This window comes from Roseiflexus sp. RS-1 (genome assembly GCF_000016665.1).
Classification (GTDB): Bacteria; Chloroflexota; Chloroflexia; order Chloroflexales; family Roseiflexaceae; genus Roseiflexus.
Genome location: NC_009523.1, coordinates 3,973,120 through 3,993,199, shown reverse-complemented (window position 1 = coordinate 3,993,199; position 20,080 = coordinate 3,973,120). Strand labels below are relative to the sequence as shown.

The window sequence follows — 20,080 nt, the reverse complement described above, 5'->3', positions numbered from 1 at the left end:
TGGCCCCGTAGCTCAATTGGATAGAGCGGCAGCCTCCGGAGCTGCAGGCTACTGGTTCGAGCCCAGTCGGGGTCACCAGCAACAACACCCCTGAGTCTCCCGCAAAAAAGTCTTTTCACTGCAGCGGCGCAGTTTTACGCTGTTGTCCGCAAACGTCGCAGGATGTGCGCCAGCGCCAGCAGCACTTCGCGTCGGTACCCCGCGACAGTCTCCGTATCCTTGAGTTCCAGCCGATCATAGATAGCGTCGATATATTTGCGCACGGTCGTTACTCTGATTCCGAGTTGATGGGCGATTGCCTCGGTGGTGCACGCCATCCGCTCCGCGACCGCGCGCTGTTGCGGCGTCAATTCATCGAAGCAGCGCGCCAGTTTGACGACCGTTGCCGCTACCGCCGGTTCAAGCGCGTCCAGAAACATCTGCTCCCACGAGTCGGTCGCTGCGTGGTCGATGCCAGGCTGGAAAAACACATCCTGGCGCAGTGCATGGGTGATCGCGTCGTGCAGCGCCTCTTGTGGGCTGCCTTTCGCCACATACGCCAGACCGGTATAACCGCTGGTCAGCAGCGGCAGTATCGGTGCAATCGTGCCGCCATAGGCGCTCCAGATCACCACAGCCACCGCCGGATCACGGCGCTTCAAGGCATGCACCAGCGTGATGCCGCGTGAGCGCGATTGAGGGATTGGTTCCGCCGGATTGTCGCGGAGCGCCAGATCGACAACGGCAAGCCGGGGTGGCGGATGCCCGGCAATCAGGGCAGAGGCATCGATGTAGGTCTCGGCAGTAAGCACCGTAAATCGGAGCGACTCGAGATACTGACCGAGCGCCCAGCGGGCAAACGGATCGTCCTCGATCACAAATGCCGTCGCAGGACCTGAAATGGGCACGGACATACGGTGCTCCACGGCGATTCAGGACCGGTACGAACGTTAGAACTTTCCGGTGATGGTCAGAGCAACCAGGGCAGAAGGATTGAGCACTGTCTCACCAGCGCTGCACAATCATACCATAACCCGGCGCCCTCGTATGCAGATGAACTTGCTGGCATTCACCCGGTGTGCGGCAGCGATGGGTGAGGCGTTTCGACCGGCGTCGCCTGGCGTGTCTGTCGTTCGAGGGCGACGAGGAGCAGCGCAATATCGGCGGGGTTGATCCCCGCCAGGCGCGCCGCCTGCCCGATGGTCGCCGGTCGAAAGCGTTGCAATGTCTGCCGCGCCTCGTTGCGCAACCCGCGCAGCGCGGCAAAGTCGAAATCGGGCGGGATGCGCCGCGACTCCATGCGGCGCAATCGTTCAACTTCGCGCTGTTGTTTGAGCAGATACCCGCTGTACTTCGCTTCGATGTCGACCTGTTCGGCGACATCGGCTTCGCATGCTGGCAGGTCGAGCGCTGGCTGGAGTTGCCGGTATCGCACCTCGGGGCGGCGCAGCACTTCTTCGGCGCTCATCTCACCGGTGAGCGGCGCAATTCCGGCAGCGCTCAGACGGGCGTTGATCGCTGCCGACGGGTACAGGCGTTTGCCGCGCAACACAGCGAGCAGGCGCTCCACTTCTTCGCGTTTGCGCTCAACGACCGCCACACGCTCACGGTCGACCAACCCCAACTCGCCTGCGAGCGGCGTCAGGCGCAGGTCGGCATTATCGGCGCGCAGCAGGAGGCGATGCTCGGCGCGCGAGGTGAACATACGGTACGGCTCGCGGATCTCTTTTGTGACCAGGTCGTCGATCAGCACGCCAATATAGGCTTCATCACGACGAAGAAGAACAGACGGCTTCCCCTGAACGAAACGTGCGGCATTGATGCCAGCCATCAACCCCTGCGCAGCCGCTTCTTCGTACCCCGTCGTACCGTTGATCTGACCGGCGAAGAACAACCCCGGAGCGCGGCGCGACGACATATCGGCAGCGATCTCGCCGGTCGCAAGCGCGTCATATTCGATGGCATACCCGGCGCGCATCAGTTCGACGCGACGGAGCGCCGGGATGCTCCGCAGCATCGCCCACTGCACATCTTCCGGCAGCGACGTGTTGCATCCCTGTACGTAGACCTCGTGCGTCGACCAGCCTTCGGGTTCGAGGAACAGCCCGTGACGCTCCTTGTCGGCGAAGCGCACGATCTTATCTTCGATGGAAGGGCAGTAACGCGGACCAACCCCTTCAATGATCCCGCTGAACAGCGGCGCGCGATCCAGGTTGCGCCGTACAATCTCGTGAAACTCCGGCGTTGTATGCACCAGGTAGCAGGGCAATTGCGGACGCCAGGCATCGAGGAGTGGTTCAGGATACGCGCTGGCGGGAGGACCGCCGAATGCCGGTTCGGGAGGCGCTTCGTTCAGGGCGCGATAGTAAAAGCCGAAGAACAGCGGGGTTGCACTGCCGTGCTGCACGCTTGTGAGCGAAAAATCGATTGTGCGCGCATCGATGCGCGGCGGCGTGCCGGTCTTGAGCCGCACCAGCGGAAAGCCAAGCGCAGCGAGATCTTCACCGAGCGCAGTGGCAGGCGCTTCGCCCGCCCGTCCTGCGCCCCAGATCGCGTCGCCGGTGATCGCCCTGCCGCGCAGAAACGTGCCGGTTGTCAGCACCAATGCCCGACACTGGTAGATCCGCCGGGTATGGGTCACGACTGCATAGTGACCGGGGCAAAGCGCTTCCGCATCGTCGGTATCGCTGCCATTGCGATTGATTGGTCGCGGTAGAATGATACGCTCGATCATCGCCTGGCGGAGATCAAGGTTGGGGATCGTTTCGAGCGTCTCTTTCATCACCTTCGCGTAGAGGCGCTTATCCGCCTGAGCGCGCGGCGCCTGCACCGCCGGACCCTTGCTCTCGTTGAGCAGACGGATCTGGATGAAGGTGCGATCGGTCACGCGCCCCATCAGTCCGCCCAGTGCGTCGATCTCACGAACCAGATGCCCCTTTGCCGGTCCGCCGATCGATGGATTGCACGACATATGCGCCAGTTTATCGAGATCGATGGTCAGTAGCAGGGTACGACATCCCATGCGCGCTGCGGCATGCGCCGCTTCGCATCCGGCGTGCCCTGCGCCGACAACAATGACATCGTAGATATATGGATGGGTACTGTGCATAGATGTGTTGTGGAATGGTTGATCCGACAAGACCGCTCAAAAGAAACGCGATGAACACCGGTCTTGCCAGCCTGTTTATCATTACAGTTGCCACGGAGACGTTGGTGCGGTCGTCTGGATGGACAACTTCAATAATAATTATACAGTGAGTCTGCTGCAAAAAGGGCAGGTCACCGCTGAGGCGCAGTGTTCGCAGAGGTGAATTCCATAGCGGGTCACGCACACGCATGCTTCGCTATGCATCCATCATGGTTCGTTTGTAGGGTTCTCCTTGCCCTCGGCGTCTCAGCGGTGCATTTTTGCAGCGAAGTTATACAGTGTTTTGAAGAGAAGATCAGGGTGATGTGCTACAATGAGCACGTCATGAACCGCTGTGCTGCGCAACATACCGGCGTGCTTCTGCGCGTTCCACTGTGTGTGGCATGCGTCGTACTCATGCTCATTGGATGTACAACCGTTCCTGCGACGGAGGAACCGCAGGCGGGCGGTGGATTTTCGCCAGAAGTTGTGACCGAGAGTTTTTTCGAGGATCTGCAACGCGCGTTGCAGGACCCGAATCTGCAACAGGAAGAAACGCGCAGTTTCTGGGCAGAGCGTTTATCGGGGTACTTTGCTCCGGCGGAGCGTGACACGCAACGCCTCGCCTTGCGGCGTGCGCTTGCATCGTTCGCAACCGGTCTGCGTCAACTGGCGGACGATGAGACCGCCATATTCGAGTTTCGCGGTTTTGAGCCGGTGGAAAAGATCGCCGACGATGGTGAGCGGGCGCTGGTGCGTCTGCCGTCGGCTACGATTTCAATGATGCTGATGCGCACCAACGAACGCGGTTCATACGTTTTCTACGAGCAAACCATCAGCCTCAGCCAGGTCATCGGGCGTCCTGATGGCACCGTGCCGGTCATCAAAATCGATGGACGGTGGTATTTGACCGAGGGATGAGCAGCGATGGGGGCAAAGACTGCGCCGTTCGATCAGCAACGGATGCCAGCATCTTCAAGTGATACGGCGGTACGCTATCGAGAGCGGCGTCAGCAACAAACGCAGGCGCTGGCGCAGCTCGACTGTCTGAAAGGCGTCACGCCCGATACCCTGGCGCGCCTTGCGGCGTGCGCAACGTTACGTGCATTCGTGCCCGGCGCAATCATTGTGAATGAACAGCGTCCCATCGCGTTTCTCTCGTTCATTCTTCGCGGTTCTGTCAGTCTGACGCTCCATGATCGGGCGGGGCGTCAGGTGTTGATTGGCGTTCTCAGCCGTGGTGATTGTTTGGGGGTTGCAACGCTGTTTGGCGACCGTTTTCGCGGAGCGACAGTGCGTGCTGAAACCGTCTGTTATCTCGTGCAGGTCCCGCTGACGGAGGTTCGTGCAATGCTGCCCGGTTCGCCGGAACTGGAACGGGCATTGCGCCAGATCTATCAGCAACGCCTGGTCGAGGGCACGCTGGGTCGCGTGCCGCTCTTCAGTCGCCTGTCGCCGGCTGAACGCATCCATATCGCCAGAGTGTTGCGCCCGATGCAGTATAGTCGCGGCGCGATCGTGCTCCGGCAGGGGGCGATCGGTGATGCGCTGTATATCGTCATGTCGGGTCAGGTGGTTATCGAGCAGAACGGTCAGGTGATCGCTTATCTTGAAGAAGGCGATTTCTTTGGCGAAATGTCGCTGCTGACCCATCAACCGCACAATGCGGACGTGCGGGCGCTAACGCCGGTGGAAGCGCTGGCGCTGCCGGTCCAGGATCTGGAGGCGCTACTGGCGAGTCGTCCGGAACTGGCGATGCAGTTGCGCGAAGTCGTCGAGCAGCGCAAAGCCGCGAGTCGGGCGATCCGCAGCGATGCAGAGCGTCAGGCGCAATTATCGGCGATACTTGAACATGGATTGCGCCGGGGAACCCACATTCTGGTGCGCGACCTGAGTCTGTGTAAGCCCGGGTGCAGGATTTGCGAAGATGCCTGTGCATCACGTCACGGCGCCGGGCGCATTCATTTTTCCGGTTTGACCTTGAACGGTATCGAAATCGCTGATGCGTGTCGGCAGTGTCGTGTCGGAGCGGAGTGCGTCGAAGCATGCCCTGAAGATGCAATCGTCTGGAATGAGAGCGGCGCACTGTTCATTACCGATGCGTGCAACGGGTGTGGCGCGTGTGTGCCGGCATGTCCTTACCATGCTGTGGACATGCGTTCCATCGCTCCGCCGCATCAGTCGCCGCTCTGGGGATTGTGGCAGCGATTGCAGCGCTGGCGCATGCCGGTCATTCCGCTGGAAACGGATCATCAGACGCAACAACGAGCAAACAAATGCGACCTGTGCCACGGATACAACGATCTGGCATGTGTCAGCGCCTGTCCGACCGGCGCCCTGCGGCTTGTGTCGGTTGAGGAAGTGTTCCCGTTATGAGCCGGTTGTTCGCTTGACATGACCATATGGGCGCGTTATGATGACGCCGTATCCGTCATCAACACGGTAACGGTGAAGCTGCGTATCAGCGCATGAATGGCTCCTTGAGGAGGCGCAATGGCGACTGGAAGCCAGGGTGTGTCCGGTCTGGCGCAGCGCGTCAGTGGCTGGTTCAGCGATCACCAGGCGATTGCCTGGTGGACGAATGTGCTGCGTCTGGGCTTGTTTCAACTGGGCATGGGAGTTGCACTGGCGCCGATCACCGGCACGCTCAACCGTGTGTTGATCGGTGATATGCACATTTCGGCTGCTCTTGTCGCTTCGTTAATGGCGATCCACTACTTTGTCTCGCCGGTACGCGCAGTCTTTGGGTATCGGTCGGATGTGGAACGGGCGCGAGGGCGCTGGCGCATGCCCTATGTGGCATTGGGTCTCATGCTGACATATGGCGGGTTGGCGACTGCACCGTTCTCGTTGATCCTGCTGGGTCCCAACGACTCGATGCCGTTCGCAATCGCGCTCATCATCTGTACTGCGATTTTCCTGGCATACGGTGTCGGCGTCAATATCGTCGAAACAACCTATCTGGCGCTGGTCAGCGATATTACTCCGCCGCGCGACCGCGGGAAGGTGCTGGCGGTGCTGTGGATGATGCTGGTCGTCGGCACCATCGTCAGTTCGATCATCGTTGGCGCGATCCTCGAACGATATTCGCCGGTGCTGTTGATCCAGGTGATGCAGGGTTCGGCGGTCATCTTCGCTGTGCTGGCGACGATATCGCTGCTGGGGCGTGAGCAACTGCGCCCTGATGGAACCCTCGTCAACCATACCGATGATATTCGTGTGCGGTTGACGCTGGTCGAGCAACTCCGTGTGGTCTGGCAGCAACCGGGGTTGCGCGCGTTGTTCGTTGTGCTGTTTGGCGGCACGCTGGCGCTCGCCACACACGATGTGTTGCTCGAACCGTATGGTGGTCAGGTGCTCGGCATGAGCGTCGCCGCCACAACGCGGTTGACGGCGTTGTGGGGCGTGGCGATGATCATCGGGATTACCGCCGCAGGTCTGGCGTTGTGGCGTGGATACTCTCCTATCGGAGTAATTATTGGCGGGTGCATTTCCGGCGCGCTTGGGTTCCTGGTGGTCATCCTGGCAGGCGGAAGCGTCGATGTGAATATGTTCCGTGGCGGCGTGGTGTTTATTGGTATCGGTCGCGGATTATTTATCGTTGGTTCGGTGGCGTTGATTATGGCGCTTGCCGACCGCGCGCATGCTGGATTGTTCATTGGTCTGTGGGGTGTGACGCAGGCGCTGGCGCAGGGTTTCGGCACGGTGGGTGGCGGTCTGGCGCGCGATATTGCGCAACAGCAAACCGGCAGCATCCTGCTCGGATATACTTCGGTCTATGCCGCAGCACTGGTTATTCTGCTCCTTACCCTGGGGTTGATCATGGTGTTGCGCCTCGGACGTCAGCTGCGCGAGGGCGCCGTCCGCTCACCCTGGTCAGGGTTGCAGGATCTGCCCGGCGATCAGATTCTGTTCTGACAGGCAAGAGGCACGAGGCGAGAGGCGAGAGGGGATGAGGAGTTGCAGGTTGCAGGTTGCAGGTTGAACAGTTGCAGGTTGCAGGTTGCAGGTTGCAGGTTGGACGGTTCTCAGTTCTCGGTTCTCGGTTCTTGGTTCTTAGTTCTCGGTTCTCGGTCCTTGGTTCTTGGTTCTTAGTTCTCGGTTCTTGGTTCTTGGTTCTCGGTTCCTGGTTCTTCACATGCCCGACATATCTCCAGTTTTCACCCGATACCTTGTGCCTCTGCTTTACGCGCTGGTTCTCTGGTGGGTGTCGACTGCCATTATTATTCTGCTCTATCGATTGCCGCAGCGTACCTATCGCCTGAGTTTCGCTGCGCTCACGGCGGTCGGGCTGGCGTCGCTCTACGGGGTGTGGCTGGCGCGTGACGATACCGGTATGCTGGGGGCGTATCTGGGATTTACCTGTGGGACGCTCCTGTGGGGATGGCAACTTGCCGGGTTCTACATGGGGTTTGTTACGGGACCGCGTCAGGAGCCGCTGGTCTGGCACCCTAGCAGCTTCGTTCGGTTCGGGCAGGCAGTGCATGCGAGCCTGCATCACGAACTTGCCGCCCTTGCCGGGGCTGTCGTTGTGGCAGCGCTCAGCTGGGATGCTGCGAACCAGACAGGCTGGTGGACGTACCTCCTCCTCTGGTTGATGCATCTGGCTGCCAAAATCAACATTTTTCTGGGTGCGCGCAATTTTCACGCCGGATTGCTGCCGGATCACCTGCGTCACCTCGGCATCTTCTTTCGCTATCGCCCGATGAATCTGTTCTTCCCTCTTTCCGTCACCGCTGCTGTCGTGGTGGCGACATTGCTGGCGCGCTGGGCGCTCCACCCTGATGCGACCGATTTTGAAGCGGTTGTTGGAACGCTGCTCAGCTTTCTTACCCTGCTGGGCTTGCTCGAAATCTGGTTGCTGATGACCCCGCCGGTGGGCGCCATGTGGGGCGAACGCCGGGTGGACGTCGGGTAGGCGTATTACCAGTAATGAACCAGTGGTATATCGGTCATACTCAGCAATCCGGACTCGGCTCTGCGAATGCTGGCAATCGCGTTGACGGCGATAGCAGCGGTCGCACTATCTCCATGGATGCCGCCGGGGATCGTCATACGCAGCGGTGGATCGCCATCGATCTCAACAGTATCCTGCGGATTGGGTGCACCAACGTACATCTGCAATTCAAGAGCAATGACTTCGCGCTCACCAACGTAGCCGCGCGCGATCTGACGCACGCCGGCGACCTGCCCGACGGCGACGGAAACGTGTTCGGTGGCGATTGCGCGTTCGGCAAGGACGGGCATAATCGTGTCATCGCCAGCATCGAGTTGCCATCCGAGCGTTGCTGCGATCATGTGAAGAGACTCAGGCAATCCAACGTGGCGCACCGTGCCTTCATGCACACGTTGCGCGAATTCGTCGGGTGTCAGCCCGGCGCCAATCTTGCGTTGCAACGGAGCGCGTCGCTGCGCTGCATCAACGATGCGCAGCACACGAATGGCGCGCACCCCGGCGCACACCGCCGTCAGCATAACCGGCAACGCATCCATTGCATAACCAGGGTTGACCCCTGCACCGAGCAGGGTGACGCCAGCAGCGCGTGCCGCAGCATCCAGATCCGCTGCTATCTGTGGTTGGGCGCTCCACGGGTAGGCGAGTTCCTCGCATGTCGAAATGACATCGGCGCCGGCGGCGATACATTCCTGCAACTGCGGTACAACGGCGGCAAGCGACGAAAGCGTGGCATGCAGCACGACATTGGGGCGCGTGTTTCTCAGTGTCGTTGCGGCATCGGCGCTGACGGAAATGCCGGTCGCGCCAATGCCCAGCAATTCGCCCAGATCACGACCGGCTTTCTGCGGATCGATATCAACGGCGCCGACGACCTGGATGCCAGACCGCGCGCAGGCGAGACGTGCAATGCTCAGACCGATTGGGCCGAGTCCGTAACAAACGACGCGTGTCGCCATACGTTTCTTCCTTATGCATCGATACTGGTCATGTTATAATAGCGCGCCGTCAGAAGAAATGTCAATTTCTCATGAAAACTCCAACCATCCTGATTATTGACGATGATGTCGTGTTGCTGGCGCGGCTGGCGACACAACTCAAAGATGCCGGATATGAAACCATCCAGGCGACCAGTGTGCGTCAGGTGGAATATGTCCTTGACAGTGCAACGGTTGATCTGGCGCTACTGGAGCCGGCTATTGATCGCCAGGCTGGCTGGGAGTTTCTGCCCCGCCTGGCGGCGCGTACACCAACCATTGTGATCAGCGGCGATGGTCTTGAAGAGGATGTCGTGCGTGGACTCGACGCTGGCGCCGTTGATTATCTGACCAAGCCGTTTCGCACCGGTGAGTTGCTCGCCCGTCTGCGTGCACATTTGAAATCGAGATCGACTCACGAGATCGTTCCTTCCCAGGACACGTCTTCTACCACTCCTACCGCGTCTGCGGCATCGCCGGCAACCGCGTCCAGGGTGATCGATCTGGGTGACGATGACGACATTGCCGATGATGCGACCGCTGCTGTCGCAAACACGCACGACCGCCATTCGGATTCTGGGGGTTCTACGAAGCGCCTGCGTCGTGCGCGTCCTTCCGATGACGAAGAAGAGGCGGTCTTTATTCCGCATGCTGAGGAGCGTGGTCTGATCGCTGATCACACGTCAATGCCGGTCGATGAGTTGCGGGTCGCCGAACTGGAGCGGCTGCCGCTTGGCGCACGCCTGCACGCAGCGCGTCAACGGCGGCGCATTACACTGGTGCAGGCGGAACTCGATACGAAAATCCGCATGTCCTATATCCAGGCGATGGAGGAGGAGAAGTTTTCCCTGCTGCCGCACGGTGCGATGACCGAAGCGATGGTGAAGACGTATGCCGCCTACCTGGGATTGAATGTGACCCATGCACTCGAAGAGTATCGTCAGCGCCACTACACTGCGCCGGTCGAACCTCTGTTCGCCCTGGGAGGAACGTCGCTGCCGCGCTCTGCGCCACCCTGGTGGGTATGGGCTGCCGTGGTGTTGCTGGCGCTGGTGATCGGCATTGGCGGCATTCTGGCGATCGACCCGGCAGGTGTTGCGGCGCTTGGTGAACGGGCACGCATGCTGTTTGTTCCACCGACTGCGACCCCGACGCCAACCCTGACGCCAACCTTCTCGCCAACGGCGACATTCACACCGACTGCGACACCAAGCCCGACGCCGACAAGCACCGCGACGCCAAGCCCGACTGCTGAACCAACGGCCACGCTGGAGCCAACCGCCACGCCGTCTCCAACGGCGCGCCCGCGTCCGACGGTGCGCCCGCAACCGACACTCGCGCCGCCGACGCCTGAACCGCCAACACCCGAACCGCCGACGCCCGAACCGCCACCGGTTCAACCGTAATGTGTCCGGCGCACGCTTTCCCGGCGCAGTCGGGCGAGATCCGGTACAATGACGCCAGAATCTTGATCGGCAGGATGCATGCCTGCCGGGGCAACCCGGTTCTGTCGTATGCTGTATGACGACACAATTGCAGCCATTGCGACGCCGCCCGGCGAGGGTGGCATTGGAATTGTGCGCATAAGCGGAAGAGATGCGTTGAAGATCCTGGAGCGCATCTTCGTGCCGGTGCGACCTGGTCGGTGGAAACCCTACCAGATGCGTTATGGTCGTGTGGTTGACCAGAACGGCGCAGTCGTGGACGAGGCGCTGGCAGTGTTCATGCGCGGTCCACGAAGCTTCACTGCTGAAGACACTGCCGAAATATCAGTTCACGGAGGACCGCTGGTTGTCGAGCGGGTGCTGCAACAGGCGCTGGCGGCTGGCGCGCGGGCGGCCGCTCCCGGCGAGTTCACCATGCGCGCTTTCTTGAATGGGCGGATCGATCTTGCTCAGGCAGAAGCAACGCTTGACATAATCACAGCGCGAACGACGACAGCGCTGGCGCTGGCAGAGGCGCAGTTGGGCGGATGGCTCTCGCAGGAACTGCACCGCATCCGTGACCTGTTGATGGACCCGCTGGCATACTGCACAGCACTGGTCGATTTTCCTGAAGACGAAGTCGATCCGCAGGACATCGAGACTCCCCTGACGGCGGCAGTTCAGGCGCTCGATGCGCTGGTTGCGTCAGCGCAGCACGGGATCATCTATCGCCAGGGCGCACGCGCTGCGTTGATCGGGCGTCCGAATGCCGGAAAGTCGAGCCTGTTGAACGCACTGCTGCGCGTTGATCGGGCGATTGTGACGCCGATCCCCGGCACGACGCGCGATACGCTTGAGGAAACCGCCAGTCTGGGAGGCGTGCCTGTGGTGTTGACGGACACCGCAGGGATCGTGGAAAGTGACGATCCGGTCGAGCGTCTTGGCGTGGCACGGAGTCGTCAGGCGGTGAGGCTGGCAGACCTGGCGCTGCTGGTCGTTGATGTGTCACTCCCGGTTGCTGACGATGACCGCGAGATTGTCGCGTTGACCGAAGAGAAACGCACGATCCTCACGCTCAACAAAATCGACCTGATCGACGCCGATCGGTCGATCATCGCAGCGCGGCAGCGTGAATATGAACAGATCCGCGGCAAGGCATTCGACGCGATGGTGACCGTCTCAGCATTAACCGGACAGGGTCTCGACGAACTCGGCGCAACGGTGGCGCGTCTGTTGCTGGGTGCGCCAATAGCGGCGGATGGGCGTCTGGTGACCAATGCACGCCATCGTGATGCACTGGCGCGCGCAGCGGATCATGCGCGCGACGCGCTTACCGGTTTCCAGCAGGGTGTCTCTCCCGATCTGCTGGCGGTTGACCTGACAGCGGCGATCAACGCTATCGGCGAAGTGACCGGCGAGTCGGTCGGCGAGGACCTGCTGCATGCCATCTTCAGCCGGTTTTGTATCGGGAAGTGATGATGATGCAGTGGCAACGCCTCGAACGTTCCCTCCGTCCGCTCAGTCTTGTCCTGCTGGCGGCGTTGATCTTTATTGCGGCGCAGGGCACAGGGATTGAACTCTTCTTTCACCTCAGTTATCTGCTGATCAGCATCGTGGTGGTGGCATATCTGTGGGCATGGCTCAATCTGCATGGTCTCAGTGTACGACGTGAGACATTCTCGCACCGGGCGCAGGTCGGCGACGTGGCGCGCGAGCGCGTGACGCTGATCAACCACTGGTTTCTGCCGCGACTCTGGGTTGAAGTGCTGGATCACTCGAATCTGCCATCCCACGGCGCTGGATTCGTCGCCTGTCTGCCCGGCAATGAGCAGCAACGCTGGGTGGTGCGAACTCCCTGTACCATGCGCGGAAAGTTCCGCCTGGGTCCGGTGACGCTGGCGAGCAGCGATCCGCTGGGATTGTTTCGTCTGCAACGCGACATTGCTGGCGCAACCGATATTCTGGTCTACCCGCGAACCGTTCCGTTGCCGGAGTTTGTGCTGCCCGGCGCAGAATTGCCCGGCGGTCAGAACCTCAGGAGACGTACGCACCATGTGACGCCGAATGTCGCTGCGCTGCGCGAGTATCAACCGGGCGACAGTTTCAACCGGATCCACTGGCGCAGCACAGCGCGTCTTGGCAGATTGATGGTGAAGGAGTTCGAACTCGACCCGACCGCCGAGGTGTACATTCTGCTCGACATGAATGAGCACGCTCAACAGGCGCTGCGTCAGGCGGAAGCGATGCCCGTCGCGCGTGATCAGCGGACTGCCGAGTCTACCGAAGAATATGCGGTGCATGCTGCAGCGTCGGTAGCACGGCACGTGCTGGATCAGAACCGCGCCGTGGGATTGATCGCCTGGGGGCAGCACCGTGAAGTTATTCCGCCAGAACGCGAAGTGCGGCAGCTGTACAAGATTCTGGAGGCGCTGGCGGAACTGCGCGCATATGGCGCGACCTCGCTGGCGGAGGTGCTGAGCGCGGAAAGCGTGCGCTTTGGACGCAATTGCACGCTGGTGGTGATTACTCCCTCGCTCGACGAGCGCTGGGTGACCGGTGTGCAACATCTGCTCTACCGTGGTGTGCGCATTGTTGCTATCCTGATCGATGCACATTCGTTCGGCGGCGGGCGCAGCAATCAGACGATCCGTATGCGTCTGGCGGAATTGCGTGTGCCGACCTATGTGTATGGTCGCGGGCAGGCGCTGGCAGCGGCGCTTGCTCGACCTGCCCCTGGCGATCAGCAGCACGTCGATGGGATGCCCCGGCGCGATGACCTGGTGCGCCCTCATCGGGCGGGATAACGAGCGTGGCGCGCGCTCTAAACATCACGCTGGCGCTATACCAGAGGATGGATGAGATGAACCGGCGCTCCTGCAGGGGTGACGACCAAAACGAGGTGCACTGCTTGACTGCCCGGTGCGCGGGGGCGTCTGTGCGGCAGCCCGCCGGGGTGACGACCCAAACGAGGCGCGCCGCTGGCATGCTCAGGCAGGCGCACGTGTCGGGTGATGTTGCCGATGGATTTCTTTCAATCTCTTCGCGATACGCGCTCTTCCAAGGGCAGGCGCGCGTGTCGGGTGATGTTGCCGATGGAGCAGACGGACGTGGCGGCGCTGGCGTTTCGCGCTATGCCGCTGCCCAGGGGTGCAGACCCAATAAACAGGTCGTGCCGGTTTATCTGTAGGATTTGCTATCATTTCCCCCTTCGAGTAATGCCAGGATAAAGAGCAGGGCGATTGTTGCCCGACTGAGGCGTGCTAGCATACTAGTATGCTATTACACATTGACTCTGCTCCTCCTCCCCTTTCATTCTCACGTGTAGAGTTTTCGGGTGAGATGAGCGATGTTCTGCATTCCCGTGCGCTTTTGCCCCTCATCCCCCCTGCCCCCTTCTCCCACACGGGGTTGAAAGGGGGGGGATTTAGGGCGATTTCAGGCATTGGGACGGGTCATAGATATGCATGGTTACGCTGTCACCTATTTTGGGCAAGGGCTCCGGGCGCAACCACAAGCGGACCCAACAACGCCCTTGCGCCAGCAACCAGCGCAGGTGCTGCATCCCCCGCCGGAGCAGGCTGATCACCCGCTGCGCCGTGCCGCTCCAGCGACGGCGCGGCGGCGCGCCGGTCGTCGGCGGCGCCCGCTTCAGGCGACCGGGCGGAACCCCCTGCTGTTCTGCATCTTCGATCCGCGTGCCGACGGCCACCGTCCACAGCGTGACCGTCGCCACTACCAGATACTGCCAGGCGACTGCATCCGGGTCCGTCACCTGACCGCGTTGCCAGTCCCAGCCCATCGACTTACTTTGGCGGAAGCCCGCCTCATCCCAACTGCGCAGGGCATACCACGCGGCATCCACCTGCGCGGGCGGCAGATCGGTCAGCAGCACCCACGGTTCCGCATGGTCGGCGCCCCACGCCACCGCCAGCGTGCCCGCAATCCGCTTGGGTGCGTGCTTGAAGGCGACCCCCACGCCCACCCATCCATGCCCCGGTCCGGGCGCCAGGCGCAGCACCGACTGGCGCGCCTGACCGGTCGGCGCGAAGGTCGACGTGGTGCGCACCCGCATGATGGGATGGAACTGCTGCGACCGGATGGCGTGCCACAGCCGGGGGCTCCACAACCCCTGATCCGCCAGCACGAGGACCTCCTGGTCGAGCGGCAGCGCGCTGCGGGCCCAGCGCAGCATCCGCTCCCAGTGCGGTTCCCACGCACCCGGTTGGTTCGCCGGGACGATCACCCAGGCGACCGGCAGGGCGGTGCCCCGATAGAGGACGCTCATGCGCAGCAGAACGACGTCATCGCGCCGATGGGAGGCATCCAGCCCAAGCACCAGCGGTCCGCCGGTCCAGTGCGCGCGAATCCAGCGGAGCAGGTCGGCGCCGCACGCCAGCGGACTGACCACCGGTGGCGCACCCGCTGCGGGTGGGTCGGCGGTGTCAATGCGATGGGCCGGGGCGGCGATCCAGGCATCCCAGGCGTCCGCCAGGGTGGCGGCGCGGGCGATCCCGGCAGTGGCGAGCGCGTGCACCAGCGCGGGACGATTGGCGCTCCCCGCCAATAAGGCGCCCAAGACCCAGCGGGCCAGGGCGCGGCGCCGGTGACGCGACAAGCGCGGGAAGAGGGTCTGGATCTGCTGCTGCAGCAACCGTTCTGTGGACGTGCGGGACATACCATCCTCCGTGTCTCGCGATCCTTCCATGATCATGATACCGACGGATCGGCCCGTGCGTTCGGTGGAACGGAAACGGTTGACAATCTGCCTGCGAATCCCCCCCCTTTCAACCCACACGGGGAGAAGGGGGAGTCTGGGCGTTCTGATGGCTGAAACGGGAGATGGCGCGCAGGGGCGTGCCAAAACATCCACCCCTGTGAGCCTTCCCCCTGCCCCTCTCTCACACGGGGAGAAGGGGGAGTCTGGGCGTTCTGATGGCTGAAACGGGAGATGGCGCGCAGGGGCGTGCCAAAACATCCACCCCTGTGAGGAAGGTCTTCCGGGGATAGGTTCTTAAGAATATTCAACGATTGAACATCCATCCGTCAACAGCGTGCGTAGCACACGGTACACGGATAGATTCACATAAAGCTACCGGAGTACCGTGATGAATCAGGTCCAAACCCGCGCCAACGACCAGCATCGTGTTGAAGACGATCCCGGTGCTGAGGAGATCGACTCTTTCTGGCTGACCGATATCAGCGATCTGGATGAAAAACGCCTCTCCCGCAGTGAAACCATCGATGACTCAACACAAATGTATCTGCGTGAGATCGGGCAGGTCAGCCTGCTGAGCGCCGAAGAGGAGATCACGCTGGCGAACGACATTCGCGCCGGTCGAGAGGCTCAGGAGCGATTGAAATCGCATCGCTTCGAATCGCTCGCCGAGCGCCTGCTGCTTGAACGGCGCGTGATGCAGGCTGAAGAAGCGCGGCGACGCCTCATTCAGGCAAATCTGCGTCTGGTCGTCAGCATTGCCAAAAAGTACATTGGCGGACCGCTCTCCTTCATGGACCTGGTGCAGGAAGGGAATATCGGTCTGATGCGCGCGGTTGAGAAGTTCGATGCTGGCAAAGGTAATCGCTTTTCGACGTATGCAACCTGGTGGATTCGTCAGGCGATTACACGCGCTATTGCCGAGCAGAGTCGCCTGATCCGGTTGCCGGTGCACTTGAGTGATGTCATTGCACAGTTACGTCGTGTTGCCCGACGGCTTGAGCAGTCGCTGGAGCGCGAACCAACCGTCGAAGAGATCGCTGCGGCTATCGATATGCCGGAGCACAAGGTCAAACTCCTGTTGCAGGCGTCGGCGCAACCGATTTCGCTGGAACAACCGATCACCAGTGATGGGGAAGGGCAGATCAGTGAGTTGCTGGCTGACGACGATGCCGATGCGCCTATGGAAATCGCAACCCGGCGCATGCTCCAGCATGACCTGGCGCAGGCGCTGATGGAACTGCCCGACCGCGAGCGAGCTGTGCTCCAGTTGCGGTATGGCTTGACCGACGGACGCCGCCGCACGCTGGAGGAGGTCGGATCCGCCTTTGGCATCACCCGCGAGCGCACCCGACAGATCGAGGCTGATGCGTTGCGTCAGTTGCGTCGTCCTGGCATTGGTGCACGGTTGCAGGCGTATCTGGAGTAGGAAAGAGCGTTCGGGGATGGGAAACAGTGTTGCCCATGCGTGACGTTCCATCGCTGGCTTCGTTCCCATCCCCTGCCTGCACAACCCGTCCGAATGTCAGATATCTGACTCCATCTCCGAATCCGACTGCCGTCTGTCCAGATGTTACGTTGATGGTACCGGCAGCATAATTGCCCCGAAGCCAGCACCGGCAATCGCAGCGTTCAACGCAGGCAGATCGCTTTCGATCAACGCCTCGAAGTGCGCTGTCTGGACGGCAATGCGCGCTGCGAGGTCTTGAAACGCCGCTTCAGCCGCGCTGGTCGGACGGTAATCGCCAGGTTGAACCACTTCGGCGACGTTCATCAACTTCTCCAGCAAGCGCACCCCGTGGTTGAGATTATCCGCCCATCCAGGGCGCAGATCGGGCACGAGGAGATGCTGCTCGATCTCCAGCACCCTCTCGCGCAACGCCTTTGCCTGCGCTGCGACCGGTGCGCCGTCGGGCAGCGTCTCAGCGCGCTTCGCCCAACCATCGAGTTGGGCGCGCAGATCGCGCATGCGATTGATCGTCTGCACGACCGTGCTGAGCGTTTGATGAATCCGCATCGCAAGGTCGTGCTGCGCCTCCAGGTCTTCCTGCGTGGCGGTGGATTGCGGGTCCTGCACGATGACGAATTCCTGTGCAGTTTCGGCATCGCCAGCCTTCAGCGTCACACGGAAGGCGCCGGGCGCCACAAACGGACCTTCGATAACCATGTCAGCAGGAGGGTCTTTGCCTTCGATCCGGGGCGCAGGCGCATGACGCATGTCCCAGACGAAACGGTTCCATCCCGCCTTCGCCGGGATCTTCGGTTCTTTGTCATCCTTCTTTTTCTCGCCATCGGCGCTTTCGGGCGGTTTGCTGCGGAAACGGCGCACCAATTCGCCCCGTGCGTCGAAGAAACTGAGCGTGATCGCTTCGGCAGGCGTCTCTTTCAGATAGTATGTGACGATGACGCCTTTCGGCGGATTCTGTCCTACATCGAGATAGCGACGTTTGATTGCGCCATCAGGCTGTTTTTCGTTGATGAATGCGCCGCCAGTGCTGCTCAGGTATTCTTTGCCCGGATTGTTGCCCGACCAGTCGATGCCGGGGAGAATGCGCTCAGACGTGCGTGGCGCAAACAGATGCACCGGCGCATCGAGGATGTCCGCAGTCATTGCGCGTAACGGCGTTATATCGTCGAGGATCCAGATCGAACGACCATGCGTGCCGACGATCAGGTCGCTGTCTTTGATCAGAATCTCGTGGACCGGCGCGACCGGCAGGTTCAACATAAAGCGCATCCACGACGCGCCATCGTCGAACGAGAGATACAGACCGGTTTCCGTCCCGGCGACGAGCAACCCGCGACGCACAGGGTCGGCGCGGATGACGCGCGTAAAATCGTGCGCCGGAATACCGGCGTCGATTCGTTGCCAGGTTGCGCCGTAATCGGTGGTTTTGTACAGGTACGGATGATAGTCGTCGAGTTTGTAGCGCGTCGCCGCGACGTACACCGTCGCCGCATCGAAGGGTGACGGCTCGATGCAACTGATCAGCGTCCATTCGGGCAGTTCTGGCGGCGTGACATTCTGCCAGGTCAGTCCGCCATCACGCGAAAGATGGATCAGTCCGTCGTCGGAGCCAGCCCAGAAGACGCCCCGTTCGTGCGGCGACTCGATGAACGCGAAGACCGTCGCATACACCTCGGCGCCGATCGAGTCGCGGTTGATCGGTCCGCCGGTCGGTTGCAGCGTTGCCGGGTCGGCGCGCGTCAGATCGGGGCTGATCGCCTCCCAGTTTTGTCCTTCGTCGGTGGTGCGGAAGATCATGTTGCCGCCGATGTAGAGTGTATTGGGATCGTGCGGTGAAATGACGATGGGGTAGGTCCAGGCGAAACGGTATGTATGGTCGATAGCACCGTAGCCGCCCATATATTCGGGCCACGTGGTGATCAGGCGAATCTGGCGAACGCGATGATCATACCGCTGCAAACAGTTGCCGCCGCCGGGCGATGACCCGATCGCGCCGACGTACACGATATCTGGGTTGTCGGGGCGCACTGCGATATAGCCGCTCTCTCCCGTCCCGGCGATCCAGCAATCGCCCCACAAAATGCCGCCGTGCCGCGATCGAGCCGGTACAGCGATGCTTGAGTTATCCTGCTGAGTGCCGTAGACCACGTAGGGTTTGCGATTGTCCACTGCCAGGTGGTAGAACTGCGCCGTCGGCTGGTTGTAGATCGTGGACCAGGACTCGCCGCCGTTGAACGATACGCATGCGCCGCCATCATTCCCCTGGATCATGCGACGGTTGTTGCGTGGGTCGATCCAGAGATCGTGGTTATCGCCATGCGGCGTTGCAACTTCAACGAACGTGCGTCCGCCATCGGTCGATTTCCATAGACTGAGATTGTTCACCCAGATCGTCTCCGAATCGAGCGGATCAGGGGTGAGGTGCATGTAGTACCAGGCGCGCGAGATCAGGTTCTGATTATCGGAAACTTTTTCCCACGTGTCGCCGTAGTTGTCGGATCGGTAGAGCCCGCCTTCTTTTGCGTGCTCGATCAACACCCAGACGCGCCCGGATCGCGCCGGTGATGCAGCCACCGCCATTTTGCCCTTCAACCCTTTCGGCAACCCCGGTCGATCAGTGATATCCGTCCAGGTCTCACCGCCATCGCTGCTCATCCACAAACCACTGTCTGGTCCACCGGAAGAGATCTGCCAGAACGAGCGGTACGCCTCCCAGACGGCAGCATACAGGAAACGCGGGTTGTTCGGATCGAGCGACAGATCGACCGCGCCAGCTTTGTCGCTTTTGAACAACACCCTGCGCCACGTCGCCCCGCCATCGATGCTCTTGAAGACGCCACGTTCATCGTTGGGTCCGAAGGCGTGCCCGAGCGCTGCAACCCAGACAATATCCGGGTTGTGCGGGTGAATGCGAATCTTGCCGATGAAGCGGGTGTCGGTCAGTCCGACGTGTTTCCAGGTTTTGCCAGCATCGACACTTTTGTACACACCGTCGCCATGCGATACATCGATCCGGATCGTTGTTTCACCTGTGCCAGCGTACAGAACATTCGGATCGGAATCGGAAACCGCCAGCGCGCCGATTGCAGCCGTGTTGAAAAACCCATCTGAGACGCACTCCCAGTACATCCCGCCATCGACGCTCTTCCAGACTCCGCCGGCGCACGCACCGAAGTAGAACGTTCCAATGTCGCGCGGATCTCCCGCGACCGCGACGACCCGCCCGCCGCGGAACGGTCCGATGCAGCGCCATTCGAGTAAGCCGGTAAAATCGGTGGGGAAGGACATGGACAACTCCCTGGATGCAGACCCGCCGGTTGACGCCGACGGGAGAAGGGCAAAGTAGCAGTTCAGAGTCGGAGAAAGCCGGGTGTGTCATGCAGGCAATGAAAAGGTCGGCGCGCAAGCGAATACCACCTCGCACCGACCGCCATCCG

General features: G+C 61.1%; 14 protein-coding genes and 1 tRNA gene. 10 read left to right on the top strand and 5 right to left on the bottom strand.

Going from position 1 to position 20,080, the window contains the following annotated elements; genetic code table 11:
* The first annotated feature begins 1 nt into the window (after position 1).
* Positions 2–78: transfer RNA gene (locus tag ROSERS_RS16305), tRNA-Arg, on the top strand.
* Between the two features lie 56 nt (positions 79–134).
* Here the strand turns inward: ROSERS_RS16305 and ROSERS_RS16300 are convergent.
* Both ROSERS_RS16300 and ROSERS_RS16295 read right to left on the bottom strand, forming a co-directional pair.
* Entirely contained in the window at positions 135–893 is a 759-nt protein-coding gene (locus ROSERS_RS16300; protein WP_011957874.1) for a response regulator transcription factor, read from the bottom strand.
* A gap of 155 nt (positions 894–1,048) precedes the next feature.
* Positions 1,049–3,088 (bottom strand): tRNA uridine-5-carboxymethylaminomethyl modification enzyme MnmG/GidA, encoded by a 2,040-nt coding sequence (locus tag ROSERS_RS16295; RefSeq protein WP_011957873.1) that lies wholly within the window; start codon positions 3,086–3,088, stop codon positions 1,049–1,051.
* Between the two features lie 363 nt (positions 3,089–3,451).
* Between ROSERS_RS16295 and ROSERS_RS16290 the strand changes: the two genes are divergently transcribed.
* The 4 genes from ROSERS_RS16290 (at position 3,452) to puhE (ending at position 8,024) form a co-directional block, all read left to right on the top strand.
* Positions 3,452–4,027, top strand: coding sequence for a hypothetical protein (locus ROSERS_RS16290; protein WP_232282639.1), 576 nt, complete (start codon positions 3,452–3,454; stop codon positions 4,025–4,027).
* 6 nt (positions 4,028–4,033) lie between these two features.
* Complete coding sequence (locus tag ROSERS_RS16285; protein WP_011957871.1) at positions 4,034–5,482, top strand: cyclic nucleotide-binding domain-containing protein; 1,449 nt, start codon at positions 4,034–4,036, stop codon at positions 5,480–5,482.
* Positions 5,483–5,599: 117 nt separating this feature from the next.
* Positions 5,600–7,024, top strand: a complete 1,425-nt coding sequence (locus ROSERS_RS16280; RefSeq protein ID WP_011957870.1) for a BCD family MFS transporter — start codon at positions 5,600–5,602, stop codon at positions 7,022–7,024.
* A gap of 256 nt (positions 7,025–7,280) precedes the next feature.
* Positions 7,281–8,024, top strand: a complete 744-nt coding sequence (gene puhE / locus ROSERS_RS16275) for a putative photosynthetic complex assembly protein PuhE (RefSeq protein WP_232282638.1) — start codon at positions 7,281–7,283, stop codon at positions 8,022–8,024.
* A 5-nt stretch (positions 8,025–8,029) separates the two neighbouring features.
* On the opposite strand, the gene ROSERS_RS16270 is transcribed toward puhE, so the two are convergent.
* Positions 8,030–9,019 carry an NAD(P)H-dependent amine dehydrogenase family protein gene (locus ROSERS_RS16270; protein WP_011957868.1) on the bottom strand — a complete coding sequence of 330 codons (990 nt, stop codon included), beginning with the start codon at positions 9,017–9,019 and terminating at the stop codon, positions 8,030–8,032.
* A 71-nt stretch (positions 9,020–9,090) separates the two neighbouring features.
* On the opposite strand from ROSERS_RS16270, the gene ROSERS_RS16265 reads away from it, so the two are divergent.
* The 4 genes from ROSERS_RS16265 (at position 9,091) to ROSERS_RS16250 (ending at position 13,648) form a co-directional block, all read left to right on the top strand.
* The gene (locus tag ROSERS_RS16265; RefSeq protein ID WP_011957867.1) at positions 9,091–10,443 is read left to right on the top strand and encodes a response regulator; all 1,353 of its coding nucleotides are present in this window, start codon (positions 9,091–9,093) and stop codon (positions 10,441–10,443) included.
* Positions 10,444–10,551: 108 nt separating this feature from the next.
* Positions 10,552–11,937, top strand: coding sequence for a tRNA uridine-5-carboxymethylaminomethyl(34) synthesis GTPase MnmE (gene mnmE / locus ROSERS_RS16260; protein WP_041333916.1), 1,386 nt, complete (start codon positions 10,552–10,554; stop codon positions 11,935–11,937).
* On the top strand, positions 11,937–13,265 hold the full coding sequence (locus tag ROSERS_RS16255; RefSeq protein ID WP_011957865.1) for a DUF58 domain-containing protein: 1,329 nt from the start codon (positions 11,937–11,939) through the stop codon (positions 13,263–13,265). The genes mnmE and ROSERS_RS16255 overlap by 1 nt, the downstream gene beginning before the upstream one ends.
* 104 nt (positions 13,266–13,369) lie before the next feature.
* Complete coding sequence (locus ROSERS_RS16250; protein WP_157041117.1) at positions 13,370–13,648, top strand: hypothetical protein; 279 nt, start codon at positions 13,370–13,372, stop codon at positions 13,646–13,648.
* Between the two features lie 237 nt (positions 13,649–13,885).
* On the opposite strand, the gene ROSERS_RS16245 is transcribed toward ROSERS_RS16250, so the two are convergent.
* A complete protein-coding gene (locus tag ROSERS_RS16245; protein ID WP_011957863.1) occupies positions 13,886–15,136 on the bottom strand; it encodes a hypothetical protein in 1,251 nt (416 codons plus the stop codon).
* 430 nt (positions 15,137–15,566) lie between these two features.
* Between ROSERS_RS16245 and ROSERS_RS16240 the strand changes: the two genes are divergently transcribed.
* Positions 15,567–16,604 carry a sigma-70 family RNA polymerase sigma factor gene (locus ROSERS_RS16240; RefSeq protein WP_011957862.1) on the top strand — a complete coding sequence of 346 codons (1,038 nt, stop codon included), beginning with the start codon at positions 15,567–15,569 and terminating at the stop codon, positions 16,602–16,604.
* Between the two features lie 144 nt (positions 16,605–16,748).
* Here ROSERS_RS16240 and ROSERS_RS16235 read toward each other — a convergent pair whose 3' ends face one another.
* Positions 16,749–19,931: a VPS10 domain-containing protein gene (locus ROSERS_RS16235; RefSeq protein WP_011957861.1), complete on the bottom strand. Its 3,183-nt coding sequence runs from the start codon at positions 19,929–19,931 to the stop codon at positions 16,749–16,751.
* Positions 19,932–20,080 lie beyond the last annotated feature (149 nt).